The organism is Flavobacterium chryseum, assembly GCF_004362015.1.
Classification (GTDB): Bacteria; Bacteroidota; Bacteroidia; order Flavobacteriales; family Flavobacteriaceae; genus Flavobacterium.
Genome location: NZ_SNWW01000013.1, coordinates 25,794 through 51,877 on the forward strand (window position 1 = coordinate 25,794; position 26,084 = coordinate 51,877).

Below are 26,084 nucleotides of genomic sequence, written 5' to 3' on the forward strand. Positions count from 1 at the left end.
CATTTTACTGGACGGTTGAAAAAAACCTTGCAGGAAAGGAAAATCTGAAATTAAGTAATTACAAACTTCCCTTTTTCAGCATCAAAAATAATATGTTCATCTTTAAATAAAGTCGCAAAACTTCCATTCGAAATTAAATTACATGGCTGATCCTGAACCACAGTTTCCGGTGTCATAATAATCATTTCATCACTTAACTGAATGGCCAAATCGATATCATGTGTCGAAAACAGAATGCATTTTTGAGTTTCTTGTGTTAACTTTTTAAGCAGTTTAAACAATGAAACCTTATGCAATAAATCAAGATGCGTGGTAGGTTCATCTAAAATAATTAACGGAGTATCTTGAGCCAAAGCTCTGGCAATTAAAACTTTTTGCAATTGTCCGTCGCTAATTTCAAAATGTTTTTTTGCAGCCAAATTTTCTATTTGCGTTAATTCCATCGCTTCATGAACTTTCTCTATATCGGTTTGGGTTAAAGATCCAATCCAGTTCGTATACGGCTGGCGACCCAAGGCCACTAACTCAAAAACAGAAAGATTACTTGGAGGCAATTTTTCGGTTAAAACCAAACTTAAATTTTGGGCTAATTCTAAAGGTTTGTAAGTGTTTATATTTTTGTCGTTCAGAAAAACATTTCCTGACAAAGGTTGTTGAATTCCTGTGATAGTTCGCAATAAAGTCGATTTCCCAATTCCATTTGCCCCTATTAATGAAATGAGTTTTCCGGAGCTTAAATTCAAATTTAGATTTTCAGCGATAGTCACAGTTTCTTTTTTGGACTTATAGCCAATTTTTAAGTTTGAGGTCTTTAAAATAGTTATCATTTGTAGCGTATTTTTTTTAAACACATAGAAACATAGGATTCTTTGTCTAATTAAAAAGGAGATTGAAATTTACTTGTAAATTAAACATAGCTGCAACTCTAATATTTTGGCAGTAATTTGAAATATCATTCACAAATGTTTTTTGACCTTCTTTAAAAATATTAAAACAGTTAAAATTAATTATAATTCCTTTTGGTGCTTTTAAAAGCTTCATATAAGTTAATAATTGCGCTTGATGAATTGAATTTATTTCGGACACTGTTTTCAATTCAACTACCAGACAATTTTCAACAAATAAATCACATCTAAAATCTGCAATTAATTCTTTCTCTTTATATAATATGGGGACTTTCATCTCTGTGAAAAAATTTAATTTTCTTTGTGAAAGTTCTTCTTTCAAACATTGGTGATAAACATTTTCAAGTAATCCTTTTCCAATTATTTTATGGACTTCAATAGAAGCTCCTAAAACTTCATATGTTAATTCGTCTAAATATTTTTGAGTAATCATTAATTTTTTTTGAAATAAAAACTATGTTTCTATGTGTTTAAAAAACCAAGATACTAATTTATTGTAAGTTTTTACTGAAAATTTCTTTTTCGCATTAATAACCAAACTACCACAGGCGCACCAATAATTGATGTAATTGCATTTATAGGTAAAGTAGTTTCTAATCCCGGTAATTGAGAGGCAATATCGCATAACAGCATAATAATTCCGCCGTAAAAAAACGTACTCCAATACAAAACGGCGTGATTACTGGTTTGAAAAGTAAGTTTTGCAATATGCGGAACTGCTAAACCAATAAAAGCAATTGGGCCAGTAAAAGCGGTTATACTTCCTGCCAAAATACTTGTTGCAAATATGATGGTTAATCTTGCTCTTTTATAATTTAACCCCATGCTTTTGGCGTAATTCTCGCCCAAAAGCAATGCGTTTAAAGGTTTGATACTGCTGGCACTTAAAAGTAAACCGAAACTTATGCAAACAGCTAAAATAGAAATTGATGTCCAGGAAAGGTTTCCAAGACTTCCTAATGACCAAAAAGTGAATTTTTGCAATTGTTCTGCCGAACTAAAATAAGTCAAAACGCCAACAATAGCGCTCGTAAAACTACCAAACATTAGTCCGACAATTAAAATAGCCATTGTATTGCGCAACTTTTGTGCAACTAACAAAACGAGCATCAAAGCAGAAACACTTCCTAATGTTGAAGCGACTACAACTCCGTACGGAGATAATAAAATTTCATTTAGAAAAGTGGGTAAAAAACCCGCGCCTAAAATAACAATGGCAACCGCCAAAATCGCTCCTGAACTTAATCCTAAAACATCCGGACCGGCCAGAGGATTTCTAAATAAAGTCTGCATTAACAAACCACTTACAGACAAACCAATTCCGACCAAAAATGCGGTAATTGCTTTTGGCAGGCGGTAATTAATAATGATATATTCCCAAGTTGATTTACTAGCCTGTCCGCACGTTAAACTTGTGTAAACTTCTTTAAACGGAATTGTAATCGACCCTAGGCTTATGTCTAAAAAAAACATAAACAAAAGTGCAAAACCGAGTATGGAAAACAGAATTATATTTCGCTTTTTATTTATCAATGCTCTTAATTTAATTTTGATGCAAAAGTAAATTCGTAGCTCGGTAATAAATCAGGATGAAAAATCTTGATGTAATCTTTTAAAACTAAATCCGGTCGGCTTGGAGCCAATTCATAATAAACGGTTCCTCCGGTTGCTCCAATTTTACCTTCAAAAGTATAAACGTTTTTATTTTTAAAAGCATCAAATTGACTATAATGCGGATTCGTTTTTTCTATTTCTTCCAACGTTTTAAACGAACCTGAAGCAATCCAAAAATTAGCCGATTTTGCTTTAACTAATATTTTTTCAAAAGATAAACCCTCACTTCCTGTTCCTTTTAAATAAGACCATAAATAATTCGCCTGAGCATCTTTCATAAATTGTGCAACCCAGCTATTTCCTTTCGCAACATACCACAAATCTTCATACATCGAGCCGTATAAAACGGTTGAAGTTGCAGGTTGATCGGCCGCAAGTTTCTTCGCCTGATTGTAACTCAGAACAATTTTATCAAACAATTCTTTCGCTTGTTCTTCTTTACCAAATAAGGCGCCATAAAGCTTAATCCATTCTGCTTTTCCAAGTGGAGATTGCTCCATCCAATCCGCTTGAATAAAAACATTCAGACCGCTTTTTTTCAAATTATCCAGCATCGGATTATTATTATCTACTCCAAAAGTAACAATCAAATCAGGTGCTAATTCTATTAATTGCTCAACATTTAATTTTTCGTTCTGACCAACATTCTTTACAGATCCCTTATCAATTAATGCTCTTGTTTTTTCAGAAGAAACGTAATCAGTATGAGGAAAACCAACCAATTTATCTTCAACATCAAGCATTTCCAAAAACGGAATATTTGTTGTTGAGGTTACAACCACAGATTCTAAAGGAACTCTAATAGTTGCGTATTTTTGCAGACTATCAGGAACTTTTGCTTCTTTTTCTTTTAAAATATAAGTGAATTTTGCATTTGCATTTGGCCACGGATCTGATACTGTTACAACAGAATATCCTTCGTGTTTTACAATCGAAAGCCCGGAAGCGTATTCGATACTATTTTGGGGAATTTCAGACTTTACAACCTCTGTAGTTTCATTTTTTTTACATCCAACAAGAATAAAAAAAGATAAAACAAAAATAATTTTAGGAGATAAATGTTTCATATGAAGATTAAATTGCTTTTACAGATTGTTTATTGGGGTTTCTAACTTTTATTAATGATTATGGTATTGTAATTGATTAATTACATTTTTCACTACGGACAAAGGTAACGCAATTTCTATTTTTTTTATTTACCTTTATTCCTACAAAAACAACAAATTTATCTTTACAATTATGAATACCACAAAAACGAAAGTTTGCTCAAGTTGCGAATCTATTTTTAACTGCGGAGATATTTCTGTTGAAAACAAATGTTGGTGTAATGACTTCCCTCCTATTTTTAATCTTTCAGATGGAGGCGATTGCCTGTGTCCTGTTTGCTTTAAAGAAGCATGCGTAGACAAAATTGAGGCTTACATCGAAACGATGACTCCCACAAAAGCACTACAAAATAAAGCCTTATCTTTACCAAAAACCGAAAAGCTAATTGAAGATATTGATTATTACATCGAAAATGGCAACTACGTTTTCACCACCTGGTTTCATCTAAAAAGAGGAAGTTGTTGTGGAAATGATTGTCGGCATTGCCCCTATTAAAATTATTAATTATAAATTGTTAGTTGTTAATTATGAAAAACAACATTGTTAAGGATAGAAGTTTTGATTTTGCTATCCGCGTTGTAAAATTATATCAATATCTATGCAACGAAAAAAAAGAATTTACCCTTTCTAAACAACTTTTAGGATCCGGAACAAGCATTGGAGCAATGGTGCGGGAAGCTGAACATGCTGAAAGTAAAAATGATTTTATACATAAATTTGCCATTGCCCAAAAAGAAGCTAACGAATCTGTTTATTGGTTAGAATTATTAAAAGCAACTGATTATCTAAATGAAAAAGAATTTGAAAACATTTATAATGATGCTATTACAATCTTAAAATTAATAACCAGCATCCTTAAAACCACAAAAAATCAAATTACTTCTAAGCACTCTCTTCAAAATTAACAACTAACAATTTATAATTAACAATTAAAAGAATGATTTACTTAATTACCGGAGGCGAACGTTCAGGAAAAAGCAGTTATGCCCAAAATTTAGCCTTACAACTTTCGAATTCACCAATTTATGTCGCAACTGCCAGAAAATGGGATGATGATTTCCAGAACAGAATCGATCGCCATCAACAAGAACGTGACGAACGCTGGACAAATATTGAAAAAGAAAAGTATTTAAGCGAAATTGATTTCTCCGGAAAAATAGCTTTGATAGATTGCGTAACGCTTTGGCTGACGAACTTTTTCGTAGATAATAAAAATGATGTAGAATTAAGTCTTGAAGAAGCCAAAAAAGAATTCCTTTTAATCGCAAATCAAGAAAATTCCACATTCATCATCGTAACAAATGAGATTGGAATGGGCGTTCATGCAGAAACTCATATTGGAAGAAAATTTACCGAACTGCAAGGATGGATGAATCAGTTTTTGGCCTCAAAGGCAGATGAAGTAGTCTTGATGGTTTCAGGAATTCCGGTGAAAATCAAAGGATAAAATCAATATCGATGACAATTGCAAATATCAATTTCAATAAAGAAATTACAAAATTTAAATACAAACTTCCAAAACGCTGCCTTAACTTTACATACTTCAAGCTTTAACATTATTCTTTTAAAAATTTATTTTCGTTTTATTGAAATTTTAAATTGTTGTTGTTATTGCACTTTGTAATTGTTATTGAAAACTTATGAGCTATTTAGATGATATTTTAAAATCGCGTCGTGATACCCGACATTTTACTACTGATGAAGTTCCGGATGAAGTAATCGAAAAAGCTTTACAGGCCGGACATTGGGCGCCTTCGGTTGGGCTTACAGATGCTACTCGTTATTATATCATAAAATCGGCTGAAGTAAAAAGTGCAATTAAAGATTTGTTTCTGGATTATAATAAAAAAGCCGAAGAACTGACGGATAATCCGGAACAAAAAGAACACTATAAATCACTCAAATTAGAAGCGATTGAAGAAGCACCAATCGCACTTATTATTGCCTATGATCGCGCTGTGCTAAACCAGTTTACTATTGGAACTGTTGGCAGTAACGAAGCGGTAAAATTTAGTTCCGTTTGTGCGGCGCAGAATATCTGGCTTTCACTTACAGAGCAAGGTTATGGCATGGGTTGGGTTTCGATTTTGAATTATTATCAGTTTAAAAAAATTCTTGATTTACCTGAAAATATTGAACCTTTGGGTTATTTCTGTATCGGGAAACCGGCAACAAATTATGACAATCAACCAATGTTGCAACAATTGCACTGGAAACAAAAATCTGAAACTCCGGATTGTAAAGAAATTACAAACATCACCAAAAGTCATGTTTCGGATTTCCTCTCAGATTTTCAACCTGATAGTGAAACTAAAACTGATTTCAGCAGGCTTCTTCAGGAAAAAATTGATTCTAAAACAAAACCTATTGGCGCTTTGGGAACTTTAGAAACGTTAGCTTTTCAGATGGCTACCGTTTTCGAAACTTTAAATCCAAAAATAATAAATCCAAATATTGTTGTTTTTGCTGCTGATCACGGAATTGCAAATCACGGCGTTAGTGCTTATCCGCAAGATGTTACGCGACAAATGGTGGGCAATTTTCTGGAAGGCGGTGCTGCCATAAGCGTATTTTGTAATCAGAATAATATTCAATTATCGATTGTTGATGCCGGCGTAAATTATGATTTCCCAACAAATACCAATTTAATTAACGCTAAAATTGCCAAAGGAACGCAGTCGTTCTTGCACGCTCCGGCAATGAGCGAAACAGAATTGCAATTGTGTTTTGAAAAAGGAAAACTAATTGTTGAAGATATCGCTAAAATGGGTTCTAATTGCATTGGTTTTGGTGAAATGGGAATTGGAAATACTTCAACAGCTTCTGTTTTAATGAGTCTTTTAACTAATTTTTCTATCGAAGAATGTGTTGGAAAGGGAACTGGAGTTGTCGATGAAAAATTGCTTCAAAAACAAGAAATCTTAAAAAAAGCGATTGAAAATTATTCTGGTCAAGCCGATTTGATGCAGCAACTTGCTTATTTTGGAGGTTTTGAAATTATACAAATGGCAAGCGGAATGTTAACGGCTTTTAAAAATAAAATGCTCATTTTAGTCGACGGTTTTATTTGCAGCGTAGCTTTTTTAATCGCATCTAAAATAAATCCAAATATTAAAAAAAATGCTGTTTTTTGTCATTGCTCGGCTGAAAAAGCACATCAAAAACTATTACATTATTTAGAAGTTAAACCTATTTTAAATCTTGATTTACGCCTGGGCGAAGGAACTGGCTGCGCAATTGCTTTCCCGATTTTAAAGTCGGCTGAAGCTTTTTTGAATGAAATGGCTAGTTTTGAAAGTGCTGGGGTTAGCCAAAAATAAGCACCGATTTGTCATTTCGACAAAGGAGAAATCACTAGAAACTCCGAACAGAAAATCACCAATCTTTGTCGATCTGCGAATGTGATTTCTCCTTCGTCGAAATGACATAACTCAATTAAAACTCTATATTAGTAATGAAAAAAGAACTACATATTTTCTTCACCTGTTTAATGTTTTACACCAGAATTCCATGCCCAAAAAACATCGATCATAATCCTGATTATTTAAATAAAGCTACCCGATATTTCCCTTTTATCGGATGGATTGTTGGTTCTATTTCTTTTTCGGCTTTTTACCTTTCCTCTCTTTTTCTATCTACAGAAACTGCAGTTATTTTGGCGCTGATAGCTTCGGTATTAACAACCGGTGCTTTTCACGAAGATGGTTTTGCAGATGTTTGTGATGGTTTTGGCGGTGGCTGGACGAAAGAGAAAATTTTAATTATCATGAAAGACAGCGCTATTGGTGCTTATGGAGCGATTGGTTTGGTTTTATTGTTTTTATTAAAATTCAAATTGCTATCAGAATCCATTTTACTTTTCACAGATCACAACTCACATTTTTATATTTTTCTGTTATTTCTCTCTGCCCATTCTTTGAGTCGTTTGGCTGCCATTTCAATTATTTTTACACATCAATATTCGCGTGATGATGCTTCGAGCAAAAGCAAGCCCATTGCTAAAAGTTATAGTTGGAAAGAAGTTTTGGGTTCATTTTTCTTCGGAATAATTCCTTTGTTGGCACTTTCCTTTTTTCAGTATGAATTTTTATTTGTTGTGATTCCGGTATTTCTAACCCGCTATTTTCTGGCTCGCTATTTTCAAAAATGGATTGATGGTTATACCGGAGATTGTCTGGGTGCAACACAGCAAGTTTGTGAGGTTATATATTATTTAAGTATTCTTTTGATATGGAAATTTATTTAGTTCGTCATACCGAAACGATTTGCGAAAAAGGAATTTGTTACGGACAATCTGATGTTACTCTGGCTGAACCTTTTGAATCTGTTTTCGAAAATATTATTTCACAATTACCCTCAGAAGCACTACTCTTTTCAAGCCCTTTAAAGCGCTGTACTATTTTGGCAAAACATATCCGGAATACCATAAAAGCAATTTCTTATCAGGAAGATGAGAGATTGATGGAAATGAATTTCGGTGATTGGGAAATGAAAAACTGGAATGATATTTTACCCGAACAGCTTAATCCCTGGATGGAAGATTTTGTAAATATTCCTGCCACAAATGGGGAATCTTTTGTTGAATTGCATAAAAGGGTTGGCGACTTTTTATCCATTCAAATTTCAAAAGAAATTACAAAGCCAATTATTATAGTTGCTCATGGCGGAACCATCAGAAGTATTTTATGCCATCATACTTCTTTACCGTTAAAAGATGCTTTTCAGAATAAAATTGATTTTGGACAAGTAATAAAAATAGTACTTTAAATGCATTTTTGTTTAGAATTTTATTTAAAAAGTCAAACAAATTTGAATATCTGATAATTTTAACTTTATCTTTGCACGAAATAAGGTTGCGTTTATCTAAACGCATTAAAAGGGAATCAAGTAAAAATAAAAATCTTGAGCTGTACCCGCAACTGTAAGCTTAGTTCTTAAATGAATGATTGTTGTTAGCTACAAACCACTGCTCGCCCGTAAAGCGAATGGGAAGGTAAACAACAAGACGCAAGCCAGGAGACCTGCCTTCTTATAACAAATATCGAACTCTCGGGAAAAAGAGTGTAGAAATTATGACTTTAAAAAAACGTTTTGCATTTTGTCTACTATTGTTGTGCCAGATTATTTTGGCGCAGAACGACTCTATTACCAAATTGAAAGAAGTGGTGGTGTCAGATGCAAATCTTAAAAAATACTCTGATTCGCAATCTGTTTTAATGCTTAATGATTCTGTAATCAATAAAAATGAAGCTTTACTTACTGATCTTTTAAACTTCAATTCAACTATTTATTTTAAGGAATACGGGCGTGGAATGCTTTCTACGGTTGCCTTTAGAGGAACTACTGCATCGCAAACTGCTGTAATCTGGAACGGAATTAATATTAATTCTCAGATGAACGGAAGTACCGATTTTAATACTATTTCAGCTTCTGATTATAATTCTGTTAGTGTAAAAGCCGGTGGAGGAAGCGTTCTTTATGGCAGTGGAGCTGTTGGTGGAACTGTGCATTTAAATACTGATTTAGGTTTTTATAACAGATTCGAAAACAATTTAAAATTAGATTACGGAAGTTTTAATACGATTGGAATCAATTATAAAACCAATATTTCCAACGAAAAATGGAGTGCTCAAATTGGCTTTTCTAAAAACAGTTCAACAAATGATTATAAATATCTAAATAAGTATACTTGGAAAGGCGAACAACGCCGGAACCAAAATGGTGAATACGATGTTATAACAATGAGCGCCAATGTTGGTTACAAATTTGATTCGAAGAATAGCCTGAAATTATATACACAAACTTCAAATACAGATCGAAATACTTCATTAATATCTGAATCTGAAACTAAAAGCAGGTATGTAAATGGTTTTAATCGAAATTTATTAGAATACGATGGCGATTTTGGCAAATTTACTACCAACTTAAAAACGGCATATATATTTGAAAATTATCAATATTTTGGTGATAATTCAACTAATAATTTTACTTACGGAAAAACAGAAAGCCTTATTACAAAAGGAGATTTCGGTTATCAAATTTCAAAATCAACACAAATAAACGTCATTCTGGAGTACAACAGAACTAAAGGTTTTGGAAGTGGATTTGGAGATCACGTAAGAGAAATTAGTTCAGCTTTCTTATTAGTAAATCAAGAGCTTTCAGCAGAATGGAAAAATGAATTTGGGATTCGAAAAGAGTTTACAGACAATTATGAATCGCCGGTTTTATTTTCTCTTGGATCTTCTTACCAATTCAGCAAATTGTATAATTTAAAATTGAATTTGTCCCGAAATTTCAGAATTCCAACTTTTAATGATTTGTACTGGGAAACGGGAGGAAATCCTGATTTAAAACCTGAAAGTTCTTATCAGGCAGAAATTGGGAATGTTTTTACTTTCAAAAACATTTCGCTAACACAAACCTTTTATTACATGAAAATAAAAGATTTATTGCAATGGATTCCCGGAAACAAAGGCATTTGGTCGCCACAAAATACTGATAAGGTAAACAGTTATGGAGCTGAAACATTGCTAAGTTGGAAAACACATTTTGGCAAAAATTATTTCGCTGCAAATGCTACGTATGCTTACACGGCTTCTAAAAATGAAGAAACAGAAAAGCAGCTTTTTTATGTTCCATTCAATAAAGTAACAGGATCAATATCGTATTCGAGAAACCGAATTTCTGCTTATTATCAATTTTTGTTTAATGATTTTGTTTATACCAGAGAAGACAATGATCCAACAGAAATTATTAATGACTATAACGTTTCGAACATCGGGATCGATTATGATTTTAAATTTCTGGATTCTTTCAAACTTGGTTTTCAGGTATTAAACCTGTTAAATAAAGAGTACGAAAGTCTGGAATACAGACCTATGCCGGGTCGCAATTTTAATATGTATTTAACCTTAAAATTTTAATATAATGAAGTTTAGCAAATTATTTTTAATCGCACTTAGCGTTTCTTTATTCGTTTCGTGTTCCAATGATGATGATAATGACGGTCCAAAAGGAGTTTATGATAATGGTTTCTTTATTTTGAATGAAGGAAGCCAAAGTAAGGGAACAATTTCTTTTTCAAGTAATGATTTGACAACATTTACAAAAGATGTATACGGAACGGTTAATAACAACGATTTGCCTGGCGGATATCTGCAAAATATCTTTTTCGATGGCGATAATGCTTACATCATATCTGGTGGTTCAAATATAATTAATGTAGTAAACAGATATACTTTTAAGTTAATTGCAAAAGTAGATACAGGACTTGTAAATCCAAGGTACGGAGTTACAAAAGACGGAAAAGCCTATGTAACAAATGCCAATTCTTTTGGCAGTATTACAGATGATTATGTTGCCATAATTGATTTAAAAACCAATACCTTCGAATCTAAAATTGATTTGAATGCAACAGCTAACCGCGTAGTTTTAGAAAATGGAAAACTATACATTACAGAACCTTACAGTAATACTAAATTATTGATCGTTGATATCGCTACTAAAAAACTTGACGCACCAATAGAAATTGGGTCAAGTGCTGATTGCATAGAACAAGAGAACGGCATTCTGTATATTTTAAGATCTCCAAGCAGCGACAGAAGCGAAATTGTAAAGGTAAAATTAGCTGATAAATCAATTTCTAAAATTACATTCCCTGAAACGTTAGACGGCGCTGGATATTTAGATATTTATAATAACAAAACATACTATACAGTAGGAAATTCAGTTTATGCAATTGCAACTTCTGCAACGGCTGCATCAACTACTGCTATTTTAACTTCAACACTTCCTGGTTATATCTACGGTTTTGCAGTAAATGATAATCGAATTTATATTGCTGACGGAGGAACTTTTGGTTCTGACAGCAAAGTTTATTTATACAACTTAACTGGAACTTTAGAAAAAGAATTAGCTGTTGGAATTGGACCAAACGGGTTCTACTTTAATTAATAAAAGCACCTGAAAAATAGTTGGAATTATTTTTCAGACAGTCAATTTACTTTATTTTTTTTTATTTTTTTTTTGGAAAAGAAAAGGCTTTCAGAAATGAAAGCCTTTTTGTTTTATTTTAATGATCTTAAAAGTCCCTCGGGAGCTTTTTCGACATACATCTGATTTCTAATTCCATTCATTGATTTAGCATCTATAAATGTTCGCAGAGCTTCTGCCCTGTCTTGCTGTACCCTTTTTGTTGCCGTACCTGTAATAGCTGAAATTGCAGCATTTAATAAAGGTTCAGACGGATCTCCTAAAACACCTAAAGTAGCAACATATTCAAGTTGCTTATACGTTGGCTGAAGTCCGTTTGTATATTCACCAAAACCAGTTGCATTAACAATTTTAAGTACCAAAGGCTGCATAGCATATTTATGATTTGGATTTACTTTTGTTTTTGTAAAAGTTTCTGAATCATATAAGGTTACAGATCCAACATTTTTACCAACCGTTACATCTCCAACCTGAACTACTGAAATATAAGGTGCCAAACCATTAATTACCAATTCACTTGCTGATGCAGTTCCGTTTGTAGTTAAAATATAAACTTTTGTTAAGCGTAAGCTATTTAAAGGCTGTCCATCCATATTATCTACAAATCGATTATTTAGCGATTCAGGATCTTCACTTTCATAATAGGCGTTTACCTTACTATTCCACTTTTCCTTAGCAAAAATCTGATCTTTAAATTGTCCGGTAATCAAACTTGCCAAGCGTGTCGCTGTCTGAACTGATCCACCGCCATTGTATCTTAGATCTAATACAAGATCTGTAATTCCTTGTGCAGCTAATTGCCCAAACGCTTCGTTTAATTGGGTGTCATAATTAGGATAAAAACCATTATACATTAAATAGCCAATTTTATGACTTCCTGAAGTAATTACTTTATTGATTAAAATAGGATTTTCATCTAATGTAGATTTTACCAATGAAACTGATTTTCCATTAGAAACATAAGTGGTTCCATTATAATCAGCAAGGTTTAAAGTGTAACTATCAGAATCTAAAAGTAATGCTTCATAATTAGAAACTGTAAGCTGAGTTCCGTTAACCCCGGTAAAAAGATCTCCACGTTTTACGCCTTTTGCTGCAGCATCAGAATTAGGAATAACATAACGAACAAAACCAAATACATCTGTTGAACTTCCTGGTTTATAGCTTAATCTAAAATCTATTCCGTTATTTTTAGTTGTTCCCTGAAGTTCTCCTTCTAAAACAGAATAATCTTCAACAATCCAGCTAAAACGATCAATAGCCTCTCCTTTTGGGAATTTACTAATCGGCTTATTTAATAAATCTTCAAATAAATTTTCTGGTTTAGAATATCCCTTTAAATAAGAGTTTAAAGCTTCCTGCGTATTAAAACGGTCGTCAGCTAAAGTCGGCACATCTCCTTGCCATAAATAAAACTGATTTAATCCTTTCCAGATAAAATCATTGATCTGTAAATCTGCCAGAGAATCAACATCGTCCTGATCTTCACATGATTGCAAAGAAAAGGCGAGTAAAAATAGTACCAGGAGATTTCTTAATATTGTTTTCATAAAAATACGTTTCGGTATAGTATTAACGTAAAAATACTACCTTTAGTTTTAACAACTACAAATTTTGTTAATTTTTTCTATAAAAAAATTTAACATCTTGGCTGTAACAAAAATAATAGTCCCTCGTCTTGACTATATAAGCTCTTTTTAATCTTGCTTTATTATATAAAAAAGAAACAAGATTATCGGGAGAAATAAAATGACCAACCAATCATAACCAACCAGTATGAATCAAATTGTGTTTATAGAATTAATAAATCCTTTTAAAGACAAAGTTTTTCGTCTGGCAAAAAGATTGCTTATCAGTACTGAAGAAGCTGAAGATGCTACTCAGGAAGTAATGGTAAAATTATGGACCAAAAAAGAAAATTTGGATACCTATAATAATATTGAAGCAGTAGCCATGACAATGACCAAAAATTATTGTCTGGATCAATTAAAATCGAAAAGAGCCGGAAACCTGAAAATTGTACATAATAATTATACAGACCGTGAGCCTCAATTAGATAAAAAATTAGAAGATATTGATAGTTTAGAATGGGTCGAAAAAATAATGAGTCAGTTGCCGGAGCAGCAACAAATATTAATTCAGTTACGCGATGTTGAACAATATGAATTTGATGAAATTGCGAAGATTGTTGACATGAATGAAACGGCTATCCGGGTAGCCCTTTCGAGAGCGAGAAAAAAAATAAGAGAATCAATGCTTAATACACACCGTTATGGAATTAAATAGAATAGAAGATATATTAGAAAAATACTTTCAGGGAGAAACAAGTATTGCCGAAGAAAATGAATTAAAAGAATATTTTTCTTCACCAAATGTTGCGCAGCATTTAGAGCAATACAAACCAATGTTTGGTTATTTCTCTCAGGTAAAACAACAAAAATCAACGCTCGAATTACCACTAAAAACTAAAAAACGAAATGTGGCGTGGTTATCAATTGCAGCTTCGGTTGTTGTTTTACTAGGAATTGGAACCTATATGTATGTGAGCGAAAAAGAGGCAGCTACAGTTGTAACGCAATCAGAATTAGGAACCTATGATGATCCGGAAGAAGCGCTTGCCGCAACGCAAAAAGCTTTGGCCTTATTATCGAATAATGTTAATGTAGGTATTGGAAGTGTACAATACATTAAAGAATATGAACAATCAAAAAACAAAATTTTTAAACAATAATCAAAAATATAATCACAATGAAAAATTTCATCATAACACTAGTTTTTGCATTCGTTACTACTACTTTTTATGCACAAGGTGCATTCGATAAGTTTGATGGTCAGGACGATGTAACATCAGTAATCGTAAATAAAAAAATGTTTGATTTAATGAGCAAAGTAAAAGTTGATGCTTCTGACAAAGAAATGCAACAATACATAAGCCTGATCAAAAAATTAGACTATTTAAAAGTGTTTACAACTAAAAATGCTAAAGTTGAAGCAGACATGAAAGCTTCTGCCGATAAATATGTAAAAACAGCCGGTTTAGAAGAATTAATGCGCGTAAACGATAGCGGTAGAAACGTAAAAATATTAGTAAAATCTGGCGCAAGCGATTCGCAGGTAAAAGAATTACTTATGTTTATTGATGGTGCCAAAAACCAAGAGAGTGTCTTATTATCTTTAACCGGTAATTTTGATATCAACGAAATTTCAGTACTTACAGACAAGATGCAACTTCCTGGTGGCGCTGATTTAAAAAAAGCTTCTAAAAGCAAAAAATAATTATGAAACGCACCGTCTTTACCTCAGCCATTATAGTATTACTAACTTTAATTAGTTGTAAATCTGAACCATCATTGCAAAAATATTTTGTAGAAAACACCGATAATAAGGATTTTATTGCAGTCGATGTTTCGCCAAGTATTTTAAACTTAGAAAAAGCAAAGTTATCTGCAGAACAAACGGAAGCTTTAAATTCTTTCGATAAGATGAACATTCTGGCATTCAAAGCCAATGATAAAAACCAAGCTCAATTTGAGATAGAAAGAGAAAAAGTTAAAACAATTCTAAAAGATCCTAAATATCAGGAACTAATAAAATACGGTTCTGGTAAAGATGGTGCATCAATAAGTTATGTTGGTACTGATGATAATATTGAAGAATTTATAGTTTTTGCCAATAGAAAAGAAAATGGATTTGCAGTAGTTCGCGTTCTAGGAAAAAACATGAATCCGAATAACATCATGACTTTAATGTCGGTTTTGAAAGAATCTAAAATCGACATGGAACAATTGAAACCTTTGCAGCAATTAATTAAATAATACATTTTACTTACTTTATAAATTGAAAAAGCTCCATGATTGGAGCTTTTTTTTATGATTTAAATAATCATTATTTTCATTTAATCGTTAAAATATATTAACAATTATTTATTTACTTTTGGCTCTAATTAAAAATCCAATAATGAAAACACCAAAAATCCTATTCCTTTTTTTACTTCTTGTTTTAAACAGCTGTTCAAGCGACAATAATTCTGACTCTCCAGAAGATTCTGAAAACCAAACATCAAAATTCGCAATGACTGCAAAAGTTGACGGAACTTTATGGGAAATGAATAATCCGTTTGGTTCAGATTATGCTACAACATTCATGTCCGATTATTATCCTGAAGAAGAATATATTCTTTTACAAGGAAGAATTAATTTCGGGGATGAAATTAGACTTTACATCAAAAGAAGCGATCTTAAAGTTGGAACTTATCCACTTACTAAAAATACATATGATGCTTCTAAAACACAAGTTGAAATATCCTATAGCAATAAAGCAAAAAGTCAATATCCGGTTGATGGTTCATTATCAGTTACAGCAATTGATTTAAATGCTAAAAAAGTAACAGGAACATTTTCATTCAATTGTGTAGAAGATGATTCTAAACCAATTAGTACTTCCAATCCTGTTACAGCAAAAGTAACCCTAGGTACTTTTAATTACAGATATGATGTTCAAAAATAATCTTGTTTATTTTATATAAAAAAAAGCTCCATTTCTGGAGCTTTTTTTATTTATTAGGATTGAGTTCTTATTTACTCAAATACATTTTTCTTCTTGAGTACAACTCGTAGAATTGATCGTCTTTTAAGTCATCAATAAACAAGATGCTTTCTCCAGTCGATTTCATTTCCGGTCCTAATGCTTTGTTTACATTATGGAACTTGCTGAAAGAGAAAACCGGTTGTTTAATCGCATAACCTTTCAATTGCGGATTAAATTTAAAGTCAGTTACTTTATTATGCCCTAACATTACTTTCGTAGCGTAGTTTACATACGGTTCTCCGTAAGCTTTTGCAATAAACGGTACCGTTCTCGAAGCTCTAGGATTTGCCTCGATAATGTAAACTGTATCATCTTTTATAGCAAACTGAATATTGATTAAACCAACAGTTTTTAAAGCTCTTGCAATTTTATGAGTATGATCTTTAATTTGCTGCATCACAAATTCTCCTAAGTTAAAAGGAGGCAAAGTAGCATTACTATCTCCAGAGTGCACTCCGCAAGGCTCGATATGCTCCATAATCCCGATGATGTATACATTACCATCAGCATCGCAAATTGCATCAGCTTCTGCTTCGATTGCTCCGGCTAAATAATGATCAAGAAGCAATTTATTTCCTGGAATCGTTTTCAATAAATTGATAACATGTTCTTCCAATTCTTTTTTGTTGATTACGATTTTCATTCCCTGACCTCCTAATACATAAGAAGGACGAATCAATAACGGGAAGTCTAAAGTATCTGCTAAAGCAGAAGCTTCGTCAGCCGTTTCAGCAATTCCGAATTGTGGGAAAGGAATATGTAATTCTCTCAATAAATCAGAGAAACGTCCTCTGTCTTCGGCTAAATCAAGTGCATCAAAACTAGTTCCGATGATTTTTACACCGTATTTAGATAGTTTTTCAGCTAATTTCAAAGCCGTTTGCCCACCTAATTGTACAATTACACCTTCTGGTTTTTCATGCTGAATGATGTCGTAAATATGTTCCCAGAAAACAGGCTCAAAGTATAATTTATCAGCTGTATCAAAGTCAGTCGAAACCGTTTCTGGATTACAGTTAATCATAATCGTTTCGTAGCCACATTCTTTAGCAGCCAAAACTCCGTGTACACAAGAATAATCAAACTCAATTCCTTGTCCAATTCTATTTGGGCCTGAACCTAAAACTATGATTTTCTTTCTATCGGTTACAATGCTTTCGTTATCTACATAACGCTCGCCATTTGCTTTTTCGATTTCAGCCTCAAAAGTAGAGTAATAATAAGGTGTTAGCGCTTTAAACTCCGCCGCACAAGTATCAACCAGTTTAAACACACGGTTGATATTTTTATCCATACGCAAAGTATGCACTTCACTTTCCAGACAATTCATCATGTGAGCAATCTGTCTGTCGGCAAAACCTTTTTGTTTCGCTTCAAGCAACAACTCTCTTGGAAGATCAGAAATTTTATAGTTCGAAATTTCTTTCTCTAAAGTATAAAGTTCTTCGTATTGCTTTAAGAACCACATATCGATTTTTGTGATTTCATGAATACGGCTCAACGGAATTCCCATTGCGATGGCATCATAAATTACAAAAACACGATCCCAACTTGCAAAAGTTAGTTTCTCGATAATTTGTTCGTAGTTTTTATATCCTTTTCCGTCAGCGCCTAAACCGTTTCTTTTAATTTCTAAAGATTGAGTTGCTTTGTGTAATGCTTCCTGAAAAGAACGTCCAATTCCCATTACTTCACCAACCGATTTCATCTGAAGTCCTAAAGTTCTGTCAGCACCTTCAAATTTATCAAAGTTCCAACGTGGTATTTTTACAATTACATAATCCAAAGTTGGTTCAAAAAGAGCCGAAGTCGATTTTGTAATTTGGTTTTGCAATTCATCAAGATTGTATCCTAAAGCCAGTTTAGAAGCAATTTTAGCAATTGGATAACCCGTTGCTTTTGATGCTAAAGCAGAAGAACGAGACACACGAGGATTAATTTCGATGGCTACGATATCTTCTTTTCCGTCTGGCGAAACTGCAAATTGTACGTTACATCCTCCTGCAAAATTTCCGATACTACGCATCATTAAGATGGCATAGTCACGTAATTTCTGGAAAGTTGTATCAGATAATGTCATTGCTGGCGCAACTGTAATCGAATCTCCGGTATGAATTCCCATTGGGTCCATATTTTCGATCGAACAAATGATTACAACATTATCATTTTTATCTCTTAAAAGTTCTAACTCATATTCTTTCCATCCCATCAAAGCTTTATCAATTAAAACTTCATGAATTGGCGAAGCTTCAAGTCCGCGAGTTAAAAGCTCATCAAAATCTTCTTTTTTATAAACAATTGCTGCTCCTGTTCCTCCAAGTGTAAACGAAGGACGAATTACAAGCGGGAAACCAAATTCCTGAGCGATTTCTTTTCCTTCTAAATATGAAGTAGCTGTTTTCGCAGGTGCAGTTGGCACATTTATTCTTTCTAAAAGCTGTTTAAACTGCTCTCTGTCTTCGGTAATGTTAATAGCGTTTACATCAACTCCAATTAATTTTACTCCGAAATCCTGCCAAATTCCTTTTTCTTCTGCTTCCAAACATAAATTCAAAGCAGTTTGTCCGCCCATTGTTGGCAAAACAGCATCAATTTGTGGATGTTCCTTTAGAATTTCAATAATCGATTTTGTAGTTAATGGTTTCAAATATATATGATCGGCCATACTTGGGTCGGTCATAATAGTTGCTGGATTTGAGTTTATCAAGATAACTTCAATTCCTTCTTCACGAATAGAACGTGCAGATTGAGAACCTGCATAATCGAACTCACAGGCTTGACCAATAACAATAGGTCCTGAACCTATTATTAAAACGGATTTTATTGATGTGTCTTTAGGCATTTTGTTTGTATTGTGTAGTTATAATTTGGTAATCAAAAATCGTTTGTAGTGTTTTAAAAACCAGAAAGTTGCAAGTTTTTTTACTGACAAGGTATAAAAAAAGGCGATACTAAAAAAGTAACGCCTTATTTATGTTTATAGAAACATTATTTTTTGTGTCTAGGCTCGCTAGAAACAGTTAATTTATGTCTTCCTTTTGCTCTTCTACGCGCTAGAACTTTTCTTCCATTCGCAGAAGCCATTCTGTCCATAAATCCGTGCTTATTTCTTCTTTTTCTTTTCGATGGTTGAAATGTTCTTTTGCTCATTGCTTTGTATCTTTAAAATGGTATCTAATATCTCTTTTCCGTTTTTGAATATCGTTATTCTAAAACCGAGTGCAAATATACAAAGACTTTTTTTTCTCGCAAGTAGTTTTATAAAAATATTTTTAATTCATTTTACTATATTTGCAATCACAAATATACATCTATTATGTTTCATAAAAATATTAAACTTATTTTCGCCGGACTTCTTGTAGTTGCTGGCATCTGGCAATTTACAGAAAGTAATATCGGGAATGGTATTTTCCTTATTTTACTTACTGCAATTCCAATTTTTCTTTACTTTAAAAACGAATTCATCCTTTTAGCTTTCCTTAAATTAAGAAAACAAGACTTTGAAGGCGCTAAAAAATGGCTGGCATACATTAAAAATCCCGAAGCTGCATTGGTAAGAAAACAACAAGGGTACTTTAATTACCTTCACGGAATCATGTTATCTCAAACTAATATCAATCAGGCTGAGAAACATTTCAAAAAAGCAATTGAACTTGGATTATCTATGGATATGGATTTAGCTGTTGCTAAATTAAACCTTGCAGGAGTTGCAATGTCACGCAGAAGAAAACTGGAAGCTACTAATTTATTGAACGAAGCTAAGAAATTAGACAAACAAGGTATGCTGAAAGAGCAAATCACGATGATGAAAGATCAAATGAAGAAAATCTAACGATTTTTTTAAATTCCAATATTTAAAATCCCAAATTCCAAAAGAGTTTGGGATTTTTTTTACCTCAAAGTGTGTAATTTCGACGGAGGAGAAATCTTCGCAAGTAGCGCGACAAAGATTGGCGATTCATTTTGAGGAGTCACTAGAGTGATTTCTCCTTAGGTAGGAATGACAATATTGCGATCAATAACTTTGTTCAACACAAGAAACCTGACAGGTTTTTAAGACCTATCAGGTTTAACTAATTTGCTGATTTTTTAATTCCTATAAAATCTTATACTTTCTATTCTTCTTTTAAAACACAAACTATCCACAACCTACGGCTCACATTGCTGCAGGCCGGGTTGCGGATAGTAAATATTAGGCTAAACTTTATAAATTAACCTGCAGACTGCTGAGTCTGTTGAGTCTGCAATCACAAGATTACACTTAGCTTGTGCCATTGTTATAATACAAAACTATCTGTTTCTTACACAACGAACACTAACTCCCGCATTAGTATCACCACCATTAGAATAGGAAGGACCACCATAAGTATAAGCTATTGGCTGTGACATCCCAACATACGCATAGAAACCTTGATTCAACCAATTTCTCCAGTACCCCCAGTAGTATCCGGCAAATGAATTTCCTTCTGCGGTATTCCACCATGTTTTAGCTGTGCCCATATAGCTGTTCAAACTAACATACTCTGCATAAGTAGGCAGATGCCAGCCAGTCGGGCACGCTTGCGTAGTTGCTGCGGCGTAGTTATAGTAATATCCGTTTTCGCCTGCTGCTTGTCCCTGATACGTAGTATAGGTAGGAGTACCCTCTTTAGAGTTCTGCACCATCCAGCAATCCTGACCGTACATATGTGTCAGGTAATTATTAGCGCCTATTTGCTGCGCTATAGCCGTACCATTCATACCGCAGCATGCACAGTCTTTTACACTTGCAGTCAGTTTTACCTGTTTGTCCGTACCGGTCCCGTTAGCATTACTGTTATAAACCGCATAGATATCTACAGTAAGTGCATCTGCTGACGCTTTCCCAAAAGCTGTACCCTGCACTCCGCCTATAGTACTTAAGCTGTTTTGGTAAACAACCGTTGCCGTAACAGCACCCGATACATTTAGGGCTGCAGGGTTACCATTATTGGTAATCGTTTTAATAATAGCCCCGCTAAGCGATTCTACATACATAAAACGAACCAAACTAACCGTACCGCTAGGAGTAAAAGTATAGGTCTGTGTATTTGTAGCTGCTAAACTAAAATCAGCTTTATTAGCCTGACGGGTTGTAAGCAAACCACAATCAGTTGTATTATTACTCTCTGCAATATCAAAACATGTTCTTCCTGACAACGTTCCTACCCCTGCCGGTATAGTAGCAGGATTGATAGCTGCCGTAACGGTAAAGACCTCTGAGGTCGCAGTCGGATTACCTGTACAGCCATTGGTTACGATACAATATACATAACTTGTTCCGACCACTGCAGGTGTATATATATAAGTAGCTGCTGTAGCGCCGCTTATTGCAGTACCTCCTGTAGTAGAAGCTGTTGTGTTTTTATACCATTGGTAAGATGGGGTAACACCGCCTGTTACAGATACCGTTTCGGTAACACTTCCGCCTAATGTCACATTTTGAGACAGCGCAGATTGTGATACCAGAACAGGTGTAGGACATGCACTGCCTAATGTAACAGTAGTAGATATAGCTGCAGATTTACCACAGGAATTCTGTGCCGTTGCTGTAATTACTACAGTGTCTGTTCCGCTTGCCGGAAAAGTAACCGTTACACTTGCTCCAGAACCTGTAACAGTAGCACCGTTTGAGGCTGTCCAGGTATACGCAGATGCAGGACCAAACTCTATACCGGTTTGTAAAGTAGCGGTTGCGCCAAAGGTAGCAGTCGCCGGTTTGGATATCCAGGAAAGTACCGGAATGCTCGAAACATTTGCCGAGATTGATTTTGTAGCAAATGTGCTTGTACATCCCGTAGCATTGGTTACACTGGCCGTGTACACCACACCAGGTGTGGTCACCGTTAAGTTCGGGGTCGTTGCTGCTATTTTTACACCGTCTTTATACCAGGTATAGGTATAAGTTCCGGGTACTGCAGGAACTATTGTTAAATCTGTCGTACCATCGCAAAGTGTTGCATTACCTACGATATTTGGCTGTCCTGGAGTATTTCCTTTCGTTATACTTTTGTCTAATGCCACTGCTTCTGCAGGACATTTAGCCCCTGAATTATCAGTAGCAATCATACGAAGCGACATGGTAGTCTGATTGCTTGGTACAATAAATGGATTTGTTGTAATAACATCATTGCCATTGTACCAGGTATAGGTAACAGCCGCATTTTTATTGGCTACGCTTAAATCTAAAGAACCGCCTTCACAAAATGAAGTAAAGCTGTTTAATGGCAGGCCATTTACCAGTACATCTGCCTGAACAATACTTATCTGGCCTGTGGCAGTGCTTTTTGTTACCATAAGACTGTTAGAAGGCTTAGAATAACAGCTTCCGTCTTTTACTGCTGCAAACCATTCGCCAACACTGCTGTCCCCGCTAATGATATAAGAGGCTCCGGACCCTTTTTCTACTCCATTTTGAAACCAGGCAATAGTACCTGTACTTCCTGTTGCAGAAAGCGTAACGGAATTGGTACCGCAAAGCACCCCGTTATTAGAAGCCAATGCAGTTAGGTTAACTGCCGTTGCAGTACCTGATTCTGTAATAACACGCTCGTTTGCCGCATTGGTATTACAGCCGACAGCCCCCATCGAAATGTTGTATTTTCCTTTTTGGGTTGCAACATAATACGAAACGCCACGCGCTACCTCGATTCCGTTACGCGTCCAGATCAACTGATTAAGATTTGCTGTATTGGCAGGAACAGATAAATAAACCGCTCCGCCGCTGCACAATGTTAAAGCAGCACTTGAAGGTGTAATACTTGGTACCGTATAAGGTATTGTAGCACAATCGATCCCATTTTGTGAGAATAAAAACTCTTTGTACAAACTGGTACAGGTGCTTGTAACGCGCACCAATACGGTACGTGTGTTTATGGAATTATTTGTTCCAAAAGCAATTTTAAAAGTACCGTTAGTGTTATCCAAATCAGTCAGCGTGGCATAATCACCTCCTGCAACTATCGCGATATTAAACGGCCCGTTGGGACAGTCCACATCCTCAATTGTAAAGGTCTGGTCACAGCCTGTTCCGTCTGCTGCAACATTAACACATGGCTGCGGGCTAATGGTGGTTTGGGAGGTACCCTCGCACAAACTTACCCAGCGTGTCTTGTTCCAATATTCAACGCAGCCGGTAGTTTTATTATAAATCGTTAATCCTTCTCCTTTATCGTTGCCTTGTACTGCAAATGCATTACGCTCTGCGGTAGTCATTTGAGGTAATCGAAGTCCGCCTTTGTTAAGCAGCTCTAATACTGAGAAAGGCTCAGGGGCTTTTTTTCCACCAATGGTCATCTGGGCCTCGGTGTTTATCGAAAATAATATGGCCAGAACCACGAGCCACATACTAAATAGATTTTTCTTCATTATTTAATTTGTTAAATTATTAAATGCTACACCTTTCAATCCCTACTCAAAGAGTAAGACACTGAAAGACATAGCTATAAATACCCTTATGGATACTCGTCTGATTTTGTGGTATTTTATGGTAAAATAATAAAGCGCTATTGATTGCCAATAGGCTTTTAAAGGTAAAAATGAAGCTTCTTAGACATTCAATAGAGAAGATAAAAAGAAAGTGTAACTATTGTTTAAGATCGAAGTCTAGGCTTCTAATCTAGATGTAGTGGTATTTATTGTGTGTGTGTTTCCAATAATTAATTCTTTTTGAATCAGAGTGTTTTTTGAATCAAGTTCAACACAATGTCTTTGGACGCTTTTTCCATTTTTATATAATCTTTTTTTATATTATCCGGTTTAACTCCCTTAACTGCACCAGCGATACTCTGGCGAATGTAGTATTTTGACACACCATATTTCAAAAATAGTGCTTCCAGAATATTGGAGTCGTAGGACTTATAGATTTTTGTCTTACTTTTGCTCATTACCTATTTTGTCTTAAATTTAAAACAAAGATGGTGATAATTTTCAACAAAAAAAACAAATTAAGGGATAATTTCCTACTTTAATGAATACCATTTTAAAAAATATTAAGCATATAGCTGATAATGAGGGTGTTTCTATAACAAAACTAGAACAAATAATTGGCGCTAGCAAGGGTGTTTTGTCCCGTGCAATGGCGAATAATAGCGACATTCAGGCCAAATGGGTATTGAAAGTCGTTGAAAATTATCCCAAATATAGTTGTGATTGGCTTTTAAAAAGCAAAGGATTGATGATTAAGGATGAGAGTGTTGAGAATATTCAACCTCAAATAAAAGATCAGGAAAGCGAATTAACCTATAAAACACTTGCAGAATCCCGAAAAGAAACAATAGAAAGCCTGCAGAAGATAGTTTTTCATTTAGAGAAACAGATTACTTTATATGAAAATCAACAAAACAATATGTAGATCTAAAATAAATTTTCTGTTTCTTAAAAAAAATATCAACTATTTTTTAAATTTAAAACAATCATAACTACGCATTAATATACTATTCTAAATTACGATCCTTTCCCGAAATTTCGGCACGGGGAAAATCTCAAATTCTAAAAGAGTTGGGTTTTTTACCTCAAAGTGTGTAATTTCGACGGAGGAGAAATCACATCCAGAAAGTAACGAGCCGTAAATGCATTATGTGATTTCTCCTCCGTCGAAATGACAGAAAATGGGTTTATTTTATTCCTCCAATATTATAGATGGCAAATTCTCATTTAGCCATTTGTATTTATTGAGAATCATAACATGTGTTCCTCCCTTTACTATAATACAGCTCTTAATGTATTTTATCGGAAAAACATCGTCCTGATCACCGTGAATATGAACTACTTTTTCATCAATTTCAGTTCTGTCCCAACGTATTACAGATTCTACCGCCCATTGCAGATAGTGTATATCGCGAACTGATAAGAATTTTTCATACAACTTAATTCGTTTATTGATTCTTTCCCCAAAAGAATATTTCGCCAGACTTTCGATATTCAAAAGAATCTTCATCGGAATCAATTTGTATGCTTGTGTTTTCTTTCCTATTCTCATTCTTCTGGGAAACTCAACAGAACTTCGAACGCTTGAAATTATGATAATTTTACGGGCATTAATATGTTTTGCGATTTCCTGAACCAGAATTCCGCCAAAGGAAACTCCTATCAAAACCGGATTTGGATGTTTTATTTTCTTAGCAATGCGAATGGAATAATCCGTGAGAGATTCTTTTATTGTTGGAATTTCCCATTCTAAGAAATACATTTCAAAAACAGCTTCGTCTAAATTGATTCTTTCAAAAATGGCTGAACTTGCAGCTAAACCAGGCATGAAATATACAGGAATTTTACTCATTCGGAAGAAAGGATTATAGTTATGTTTTTTAAGCTAAAATTACTTTTTTTATTAAGATACAATACAAATCATATGCCTAATATTACATTAAAAAACAAAAGTAAGAACACACTTTCATTCTGGCGCAATAAAAAATAATTTTATATTGAAAATCAAATGATTACCTTTGTAGTCACAATAACCATTATGTAGATATCTTTTAGAAGGTCTTTACAATATTATTGCACGTTCTTTTTCTATTATTTTTTAATCCACCCCCCAAAACATGACAAATATGGAACCTATTGAAACTATGGAAATCAAAGACAACACCTTTGCAAGACAGTTTGAAACCATAGTCCCTGAAGGATTACTTTCTATAGAATATTCTTTTCAGGAAAAGAAAATTTTTCTAACCAAAATTAATACACCTGAAGGATTTGCAAATCAGGATATGATTGATGCTTTACTTAAAAACATCATGAAACTTATCATTGAGAAGAAATTCAAACTGATGCCAATTCATCCGAAAATTGTATTATTTATCAAAAAAAATCCAAAATACAAAGAATTGCTTCCTCCCGGAATCAGGATTTAAA

25 protein-coding genes and 1 riboswitch are annotated in these 26,084 nt (G+C 34.1%); of the genes, 16 read left to right on the forward strand and 9 right to left on the reverse strand.

Translation table 11 applies throughout. The annotated features are described in order from the left end of the window. Window positions 1-50 precede the first annotated feature (50 nt). The 4 genes from EV143_RS19435 to EV143_RS19450 all read right to left on the reverse strand — a co-directional run bounded on the left by EV143_RS19435 (window position 51) and on the right by EV143_RS19450 (window position 3,586). Window positions 51-827, reverse strand: coding sequence for an ABC transporter ATP-binding protein (locus EV143_RS19435; RefSeq protein WP_133509592.1), 777 nt, complete (start codon window positions 825-827; stop codon window positions 51-53). Window positions 828-873: 46 nt separating this feature from the next. Beyond that, window positions 874-1,338, reverse strand: coding sequence for a GxxExxY protein (locus EV143_RS19440; RefSeq protein WP_133509593.1), 465 nt, complete (start codon window positions 1,336-1,338; stop codon window positions 874-876). A gap of 71 nt (window positions 1,339-1,409) precedes the next feature. Then, window positions 1,410-2,378, reverse strand: coding sequence for an iron ABC transporter permease (locus EV143_RS19445; protein WP_133509594.1), 969 nt, complete (start codon window positions 2,376-2,378; stop codon window positions 1,410-1,412). Between the two features lie 65 nt (window positions 2,379-2,443). Continuing rightward, window positions 2,444-3,586, reverse strand: a complete 1,143-nt coding sequence (locus EV143_RS19450) for an ABC transporter substrate-binding protein (RefSeq protein ID WP_133509595.1) — start codon at window positions 3,584-3,586, stop codon at window positions 2,444-2,446. 172 nt (window positions 3,587-3,758) lie between these two features. On the opposite strand from EV143_RS19450, the gene EV143_RS19455 reads away from it, so the two are divergent. The 8 genes from EV143_RS19455 to EV143_RS19490 all read left to right on the forward strand — a co-directional run bounded on the left by EV143_RS19455 (window position 3,759) and on the right by EV143_RS19490 (window position 11,582). Beyond that, window positions 3,759-4,121: a DUF5522 domain-containing protein gene (locus tag EV143_RS19455; protein WP_133509596.1), complete on the forward strand. Its 363-nt coding sequence runs from the start codon at window positions 3,759-3,761 to the stop codon at window positions 4,119-4,121. A 32-nt stretch (window positions 4,122-4,153) separates the two neighbouring features. After that, window positions 4,154-4,531 carry a four helix bundle protein gene (locus tag EV143_RS19460; protein ID WP_133509597.1) on the forward strand — a complete coding sequence of 126 codons (378 nt, stop codon included), beginning with the start codon at window positions 4,154-4,156 and terminating at the stop codon, window positions 4,529-4,531. 32 nt (window positions 4,532-4,563) lie between these two features. Beyond that, window positions 4,564-5,073, forward strand: a complete 510-nt coding sequence (gene cobU / locus EV143_RS19465) for a bifunctional adenosylcobinamide kinase/adenosylcobinamide-phosphate guanylyltransferase (protein WP_133509598.1) — start codon at window positions 4,564-4,566, stop codon at window positions 5,071-5,073. 193 nt (window positions 5,074-5,266) lie between these two features. Then, entirely contained in the window at window positions 5,267-6,946 is a 1,680-nt protein-coding gene (gene cobT / locus EV143_RS19470; protein ID WP_133509599.1) for a nicotinate-nucleotide--dimethylbenzimidazole phosphoribosyltransferase, read from the forward strand. A 134-nt stretch (window positions 6,947-7,080) separates the two neighbouring features. Beyond that, complete coding sequence (locus EV143_RS19475; RefSeq protein ID WP_133509600.1) at window positions 7,081-7,872, forward strand: adenosylcobinamide-GDP ribazoletransferase; 792 nt, start codon at window positions 7,081-7,083, stop codon at window positions 7,870-7,872. Further along, window positions 7,857-8,393: an alpha-ribazole phosphatase gene (gene cobC / locus EV143_RS19480; RefSeq protein ID WP_133509601.1), complete on the forward strand. Its 537-nt coding sequence runs from the start codon at window positions 7,857-7,859 to the stop codon at window positions 8,391-8,393. The genes EV143_RS19475 and cobC overlap by 16 nt, the downstream gene beginning before the upstream one ends. 66 nt (window positions 8,394-8,459) lie before the next feature. Then, a riboswitch (cobalamin riboswitch) is annotated at window positions 8,460-8,669 on the forward strand. A gap of 29 nt (window positions 8,670-8,698) precedes the next feature. After that, window positions 8,699-10,552: a TonB-dependent receptor plug domain-containing protein gene (locus EV143_RS19485; protein ID WP_133509602.1), complete on the forward strand. Its 1,854-nt coding sequence runs from the start codon at window positions 8,699-8,701 to the stop codon at window positions 10,550-10,552. A gap of 4 nt (window positions 10,553-10,556) precedes the next feature. Next, entirely contained in the window at window positions 10,557-11,582 is a 1,026-nt protein-coding gene (locus EV143_RS19490) for a YncE family protein (protein ID WP_133509603.1), read from the forward strand. Between the two features lie 113 nt (window positions 11,583-11,695). Here EV143_RS19490 and EV143_RS19495 read toward each other — a convergent pair whose 3' ends face one another. Then, entirely contained in the window at window positions 11,696-13,171 is a 1,476-nt protein-coding gene (locus tag EV143_RS19495; protein WP_133509604.1) for a S41 family peptidase, read from the reverse strand. Between the two features lie 226 nt (window positions 13,172-13,397). On the opposite strand from EV143_RS19495, the gene EV143_RS19500 reads away from it, so the two are divergent. The 5 genes from EV143_RS19500 (at window position 13,398) to EV143_RS19520 (ending at window position 16,127) form a co-directional block, all read left to right on the forward strand. Next, entirely contained in the window at window positions 13,398-13,907 is a 510-nt protein-coding gene (locus EV143_RS19500) for an RNA polymerase sigma factor (protein WP_133509605.1), read from the forward strand. Next, window positions 13,894-14,352, forward strand: a complete 459-nt coding sequence (locus EV143_RS19505; protein WP_133509606.1) for a hypothetical protein — start codon at window positions 13,894-13,896, stop codon at window positions 14,350-14,352. The genes EV143_RS19500 and EV143_RS19505 overlap by 14 nt, the downstream gene beginning before the upstream one ends. Before the next feature lie 17 nt (window positions 14,353-14,369). Beyond that, a complete protein-coding gene (locus EV143_RS19510; protein ID WP_133509607.1) occupies window positions 14,370-14,897 on the forward strand; it encodes a DUF4252 domain-containing protein in 528 nt (175 codons plus the stop codon). A gap of 2 nt (window positions 14,898-14,899) precedes the next feature. Continuing rightward, the gene (locus EV143_RS19515) at window positions 14,900-15,436 is read left to right on the forward strand and encodes a DUF4252 domain-containing protein (protein WP_133509608.1); all 537 of its coding nucleotides are present in this window, start codon (window positions 14,900-14,902) and stop codon (window positions 15,434-15,436) included. Between the two features lie 142 nt (window positions 15,437-15,578). Beyond that, on the forward strand, window positions 15,579-16,127 hold the full coding sequence (locus EV143_RS19520; RefSeq protein WP_133509609.1) for a DUF6252 family protein: 549 nt from the start codon (window positions 15,579-15,581) through the stop codon (window positions 16,125-16,127). 67 nt (window positions 16,128-16,194) lie between these two features. On the opposite strand, the gene carB is transcribed toward EV143_RS19520, so the two are convergent. Together carB and rpmH are read right to left on the reverse strand one after the other, a co-directional pair. After that, entirely contained in the window at window positions 16,195-19,050 is a 2,856-nt protein-coding gene (carB, locus tag EV143_RS19525; protein WP_133509610.1) for a carbamoyl-phosphate synthase large subunit, read from the reverse strand. A 146-nt stretch (window positions 19,051-19,196) separates the two neighbouring features. Further along, a complete protein-coding gene (gene rpmH, locus EV143_RS19530) occupies window positions 19,197-19,358 on the reverse strand; it encodes a 50S ribosomal protein L34 (protein WP_008464848.1) in 162 nt (53 codons plus the stop codon). Window positions 19,359-19,524: 166 nt separating this feature from the next. Here rpmH and EV143_RS19535 point away from each other — a divergent pair, with 166 nt between their 5' ends. Continuing rightward, window positions 19,525-20,040 (forward strand): DUF2892 domain-containing protein, encoded by a 516-nt coding sequence (locus tag EV143_RS19535; RefSeq protein WP_133509611.1) that lies wholly within the window; start codon window positions 19,525-19,527, stop codon window positions 20,038-20,040. 458 nt (window positions 20,041-20,498) lie between these two features. On the opposite strand, the gene EV143_RS19540 is transcribed toward EV143_RS19535, so the two are convergent. Then, window positions 20,499-23,594, reverse strand: coding sequence for a fibrobacter succinogenes major paralogous domain-containing protein (locus EV143_RS19540; protein WP_133509612.1), 3,096 nt, complete (start codon window positions 23,592-23,594; stop codon window positions 20,499-20,501). 601 nt (window positions 23,595-24,195) lie between these two features. On the opposite strand from EV143_RS19540, the gene EV143_RS19545 reads away from it, so the two are divergent. Beyond that, window positions 24,196-24,579: a hypothetical protein gene (locus EV143_RS19545; RefSeq protein WP_133509613.1), complete on the forward strand. Its 384-nt coding sequence runs from the start codon at window positions 24,196-24,198 to the stop codon at window positions 24,577-24,579. A 267-nt stretch (window positions 24,580-24,846) separates the two neighbouring features. On the opposite strand, the gene EV143_RS19550 is transcribed toward EV143_RS19545, so the two are convergent. Next, complete coding sequence (locus tag EV143_RS19550; RefSeq protein ID WP_133509614.1) at window positions 24,847-25,506, reverse strand: alpha/beta hydrolase; 660 nt, start codon at window positions 25,504-25,506, stop codon at window positions 24,847-24,849. 265 nt (window positions 25,507-25,771) lie between these two features. Here EV143_RS19550 and EV143_RS19555 point away from each other — a divergent pair, with 265 nt between their 5' ends. Then, entirely contained in the window at window positions 25,772-26,083 is a 312-nt protein-coding gene (locus EV143_RS19555; protein ID WP_243739920.1) for a GNAT family N-acetyltransferase, read from the forward strand. Window position 26,084: the final 1 nt, after the last annotated feature.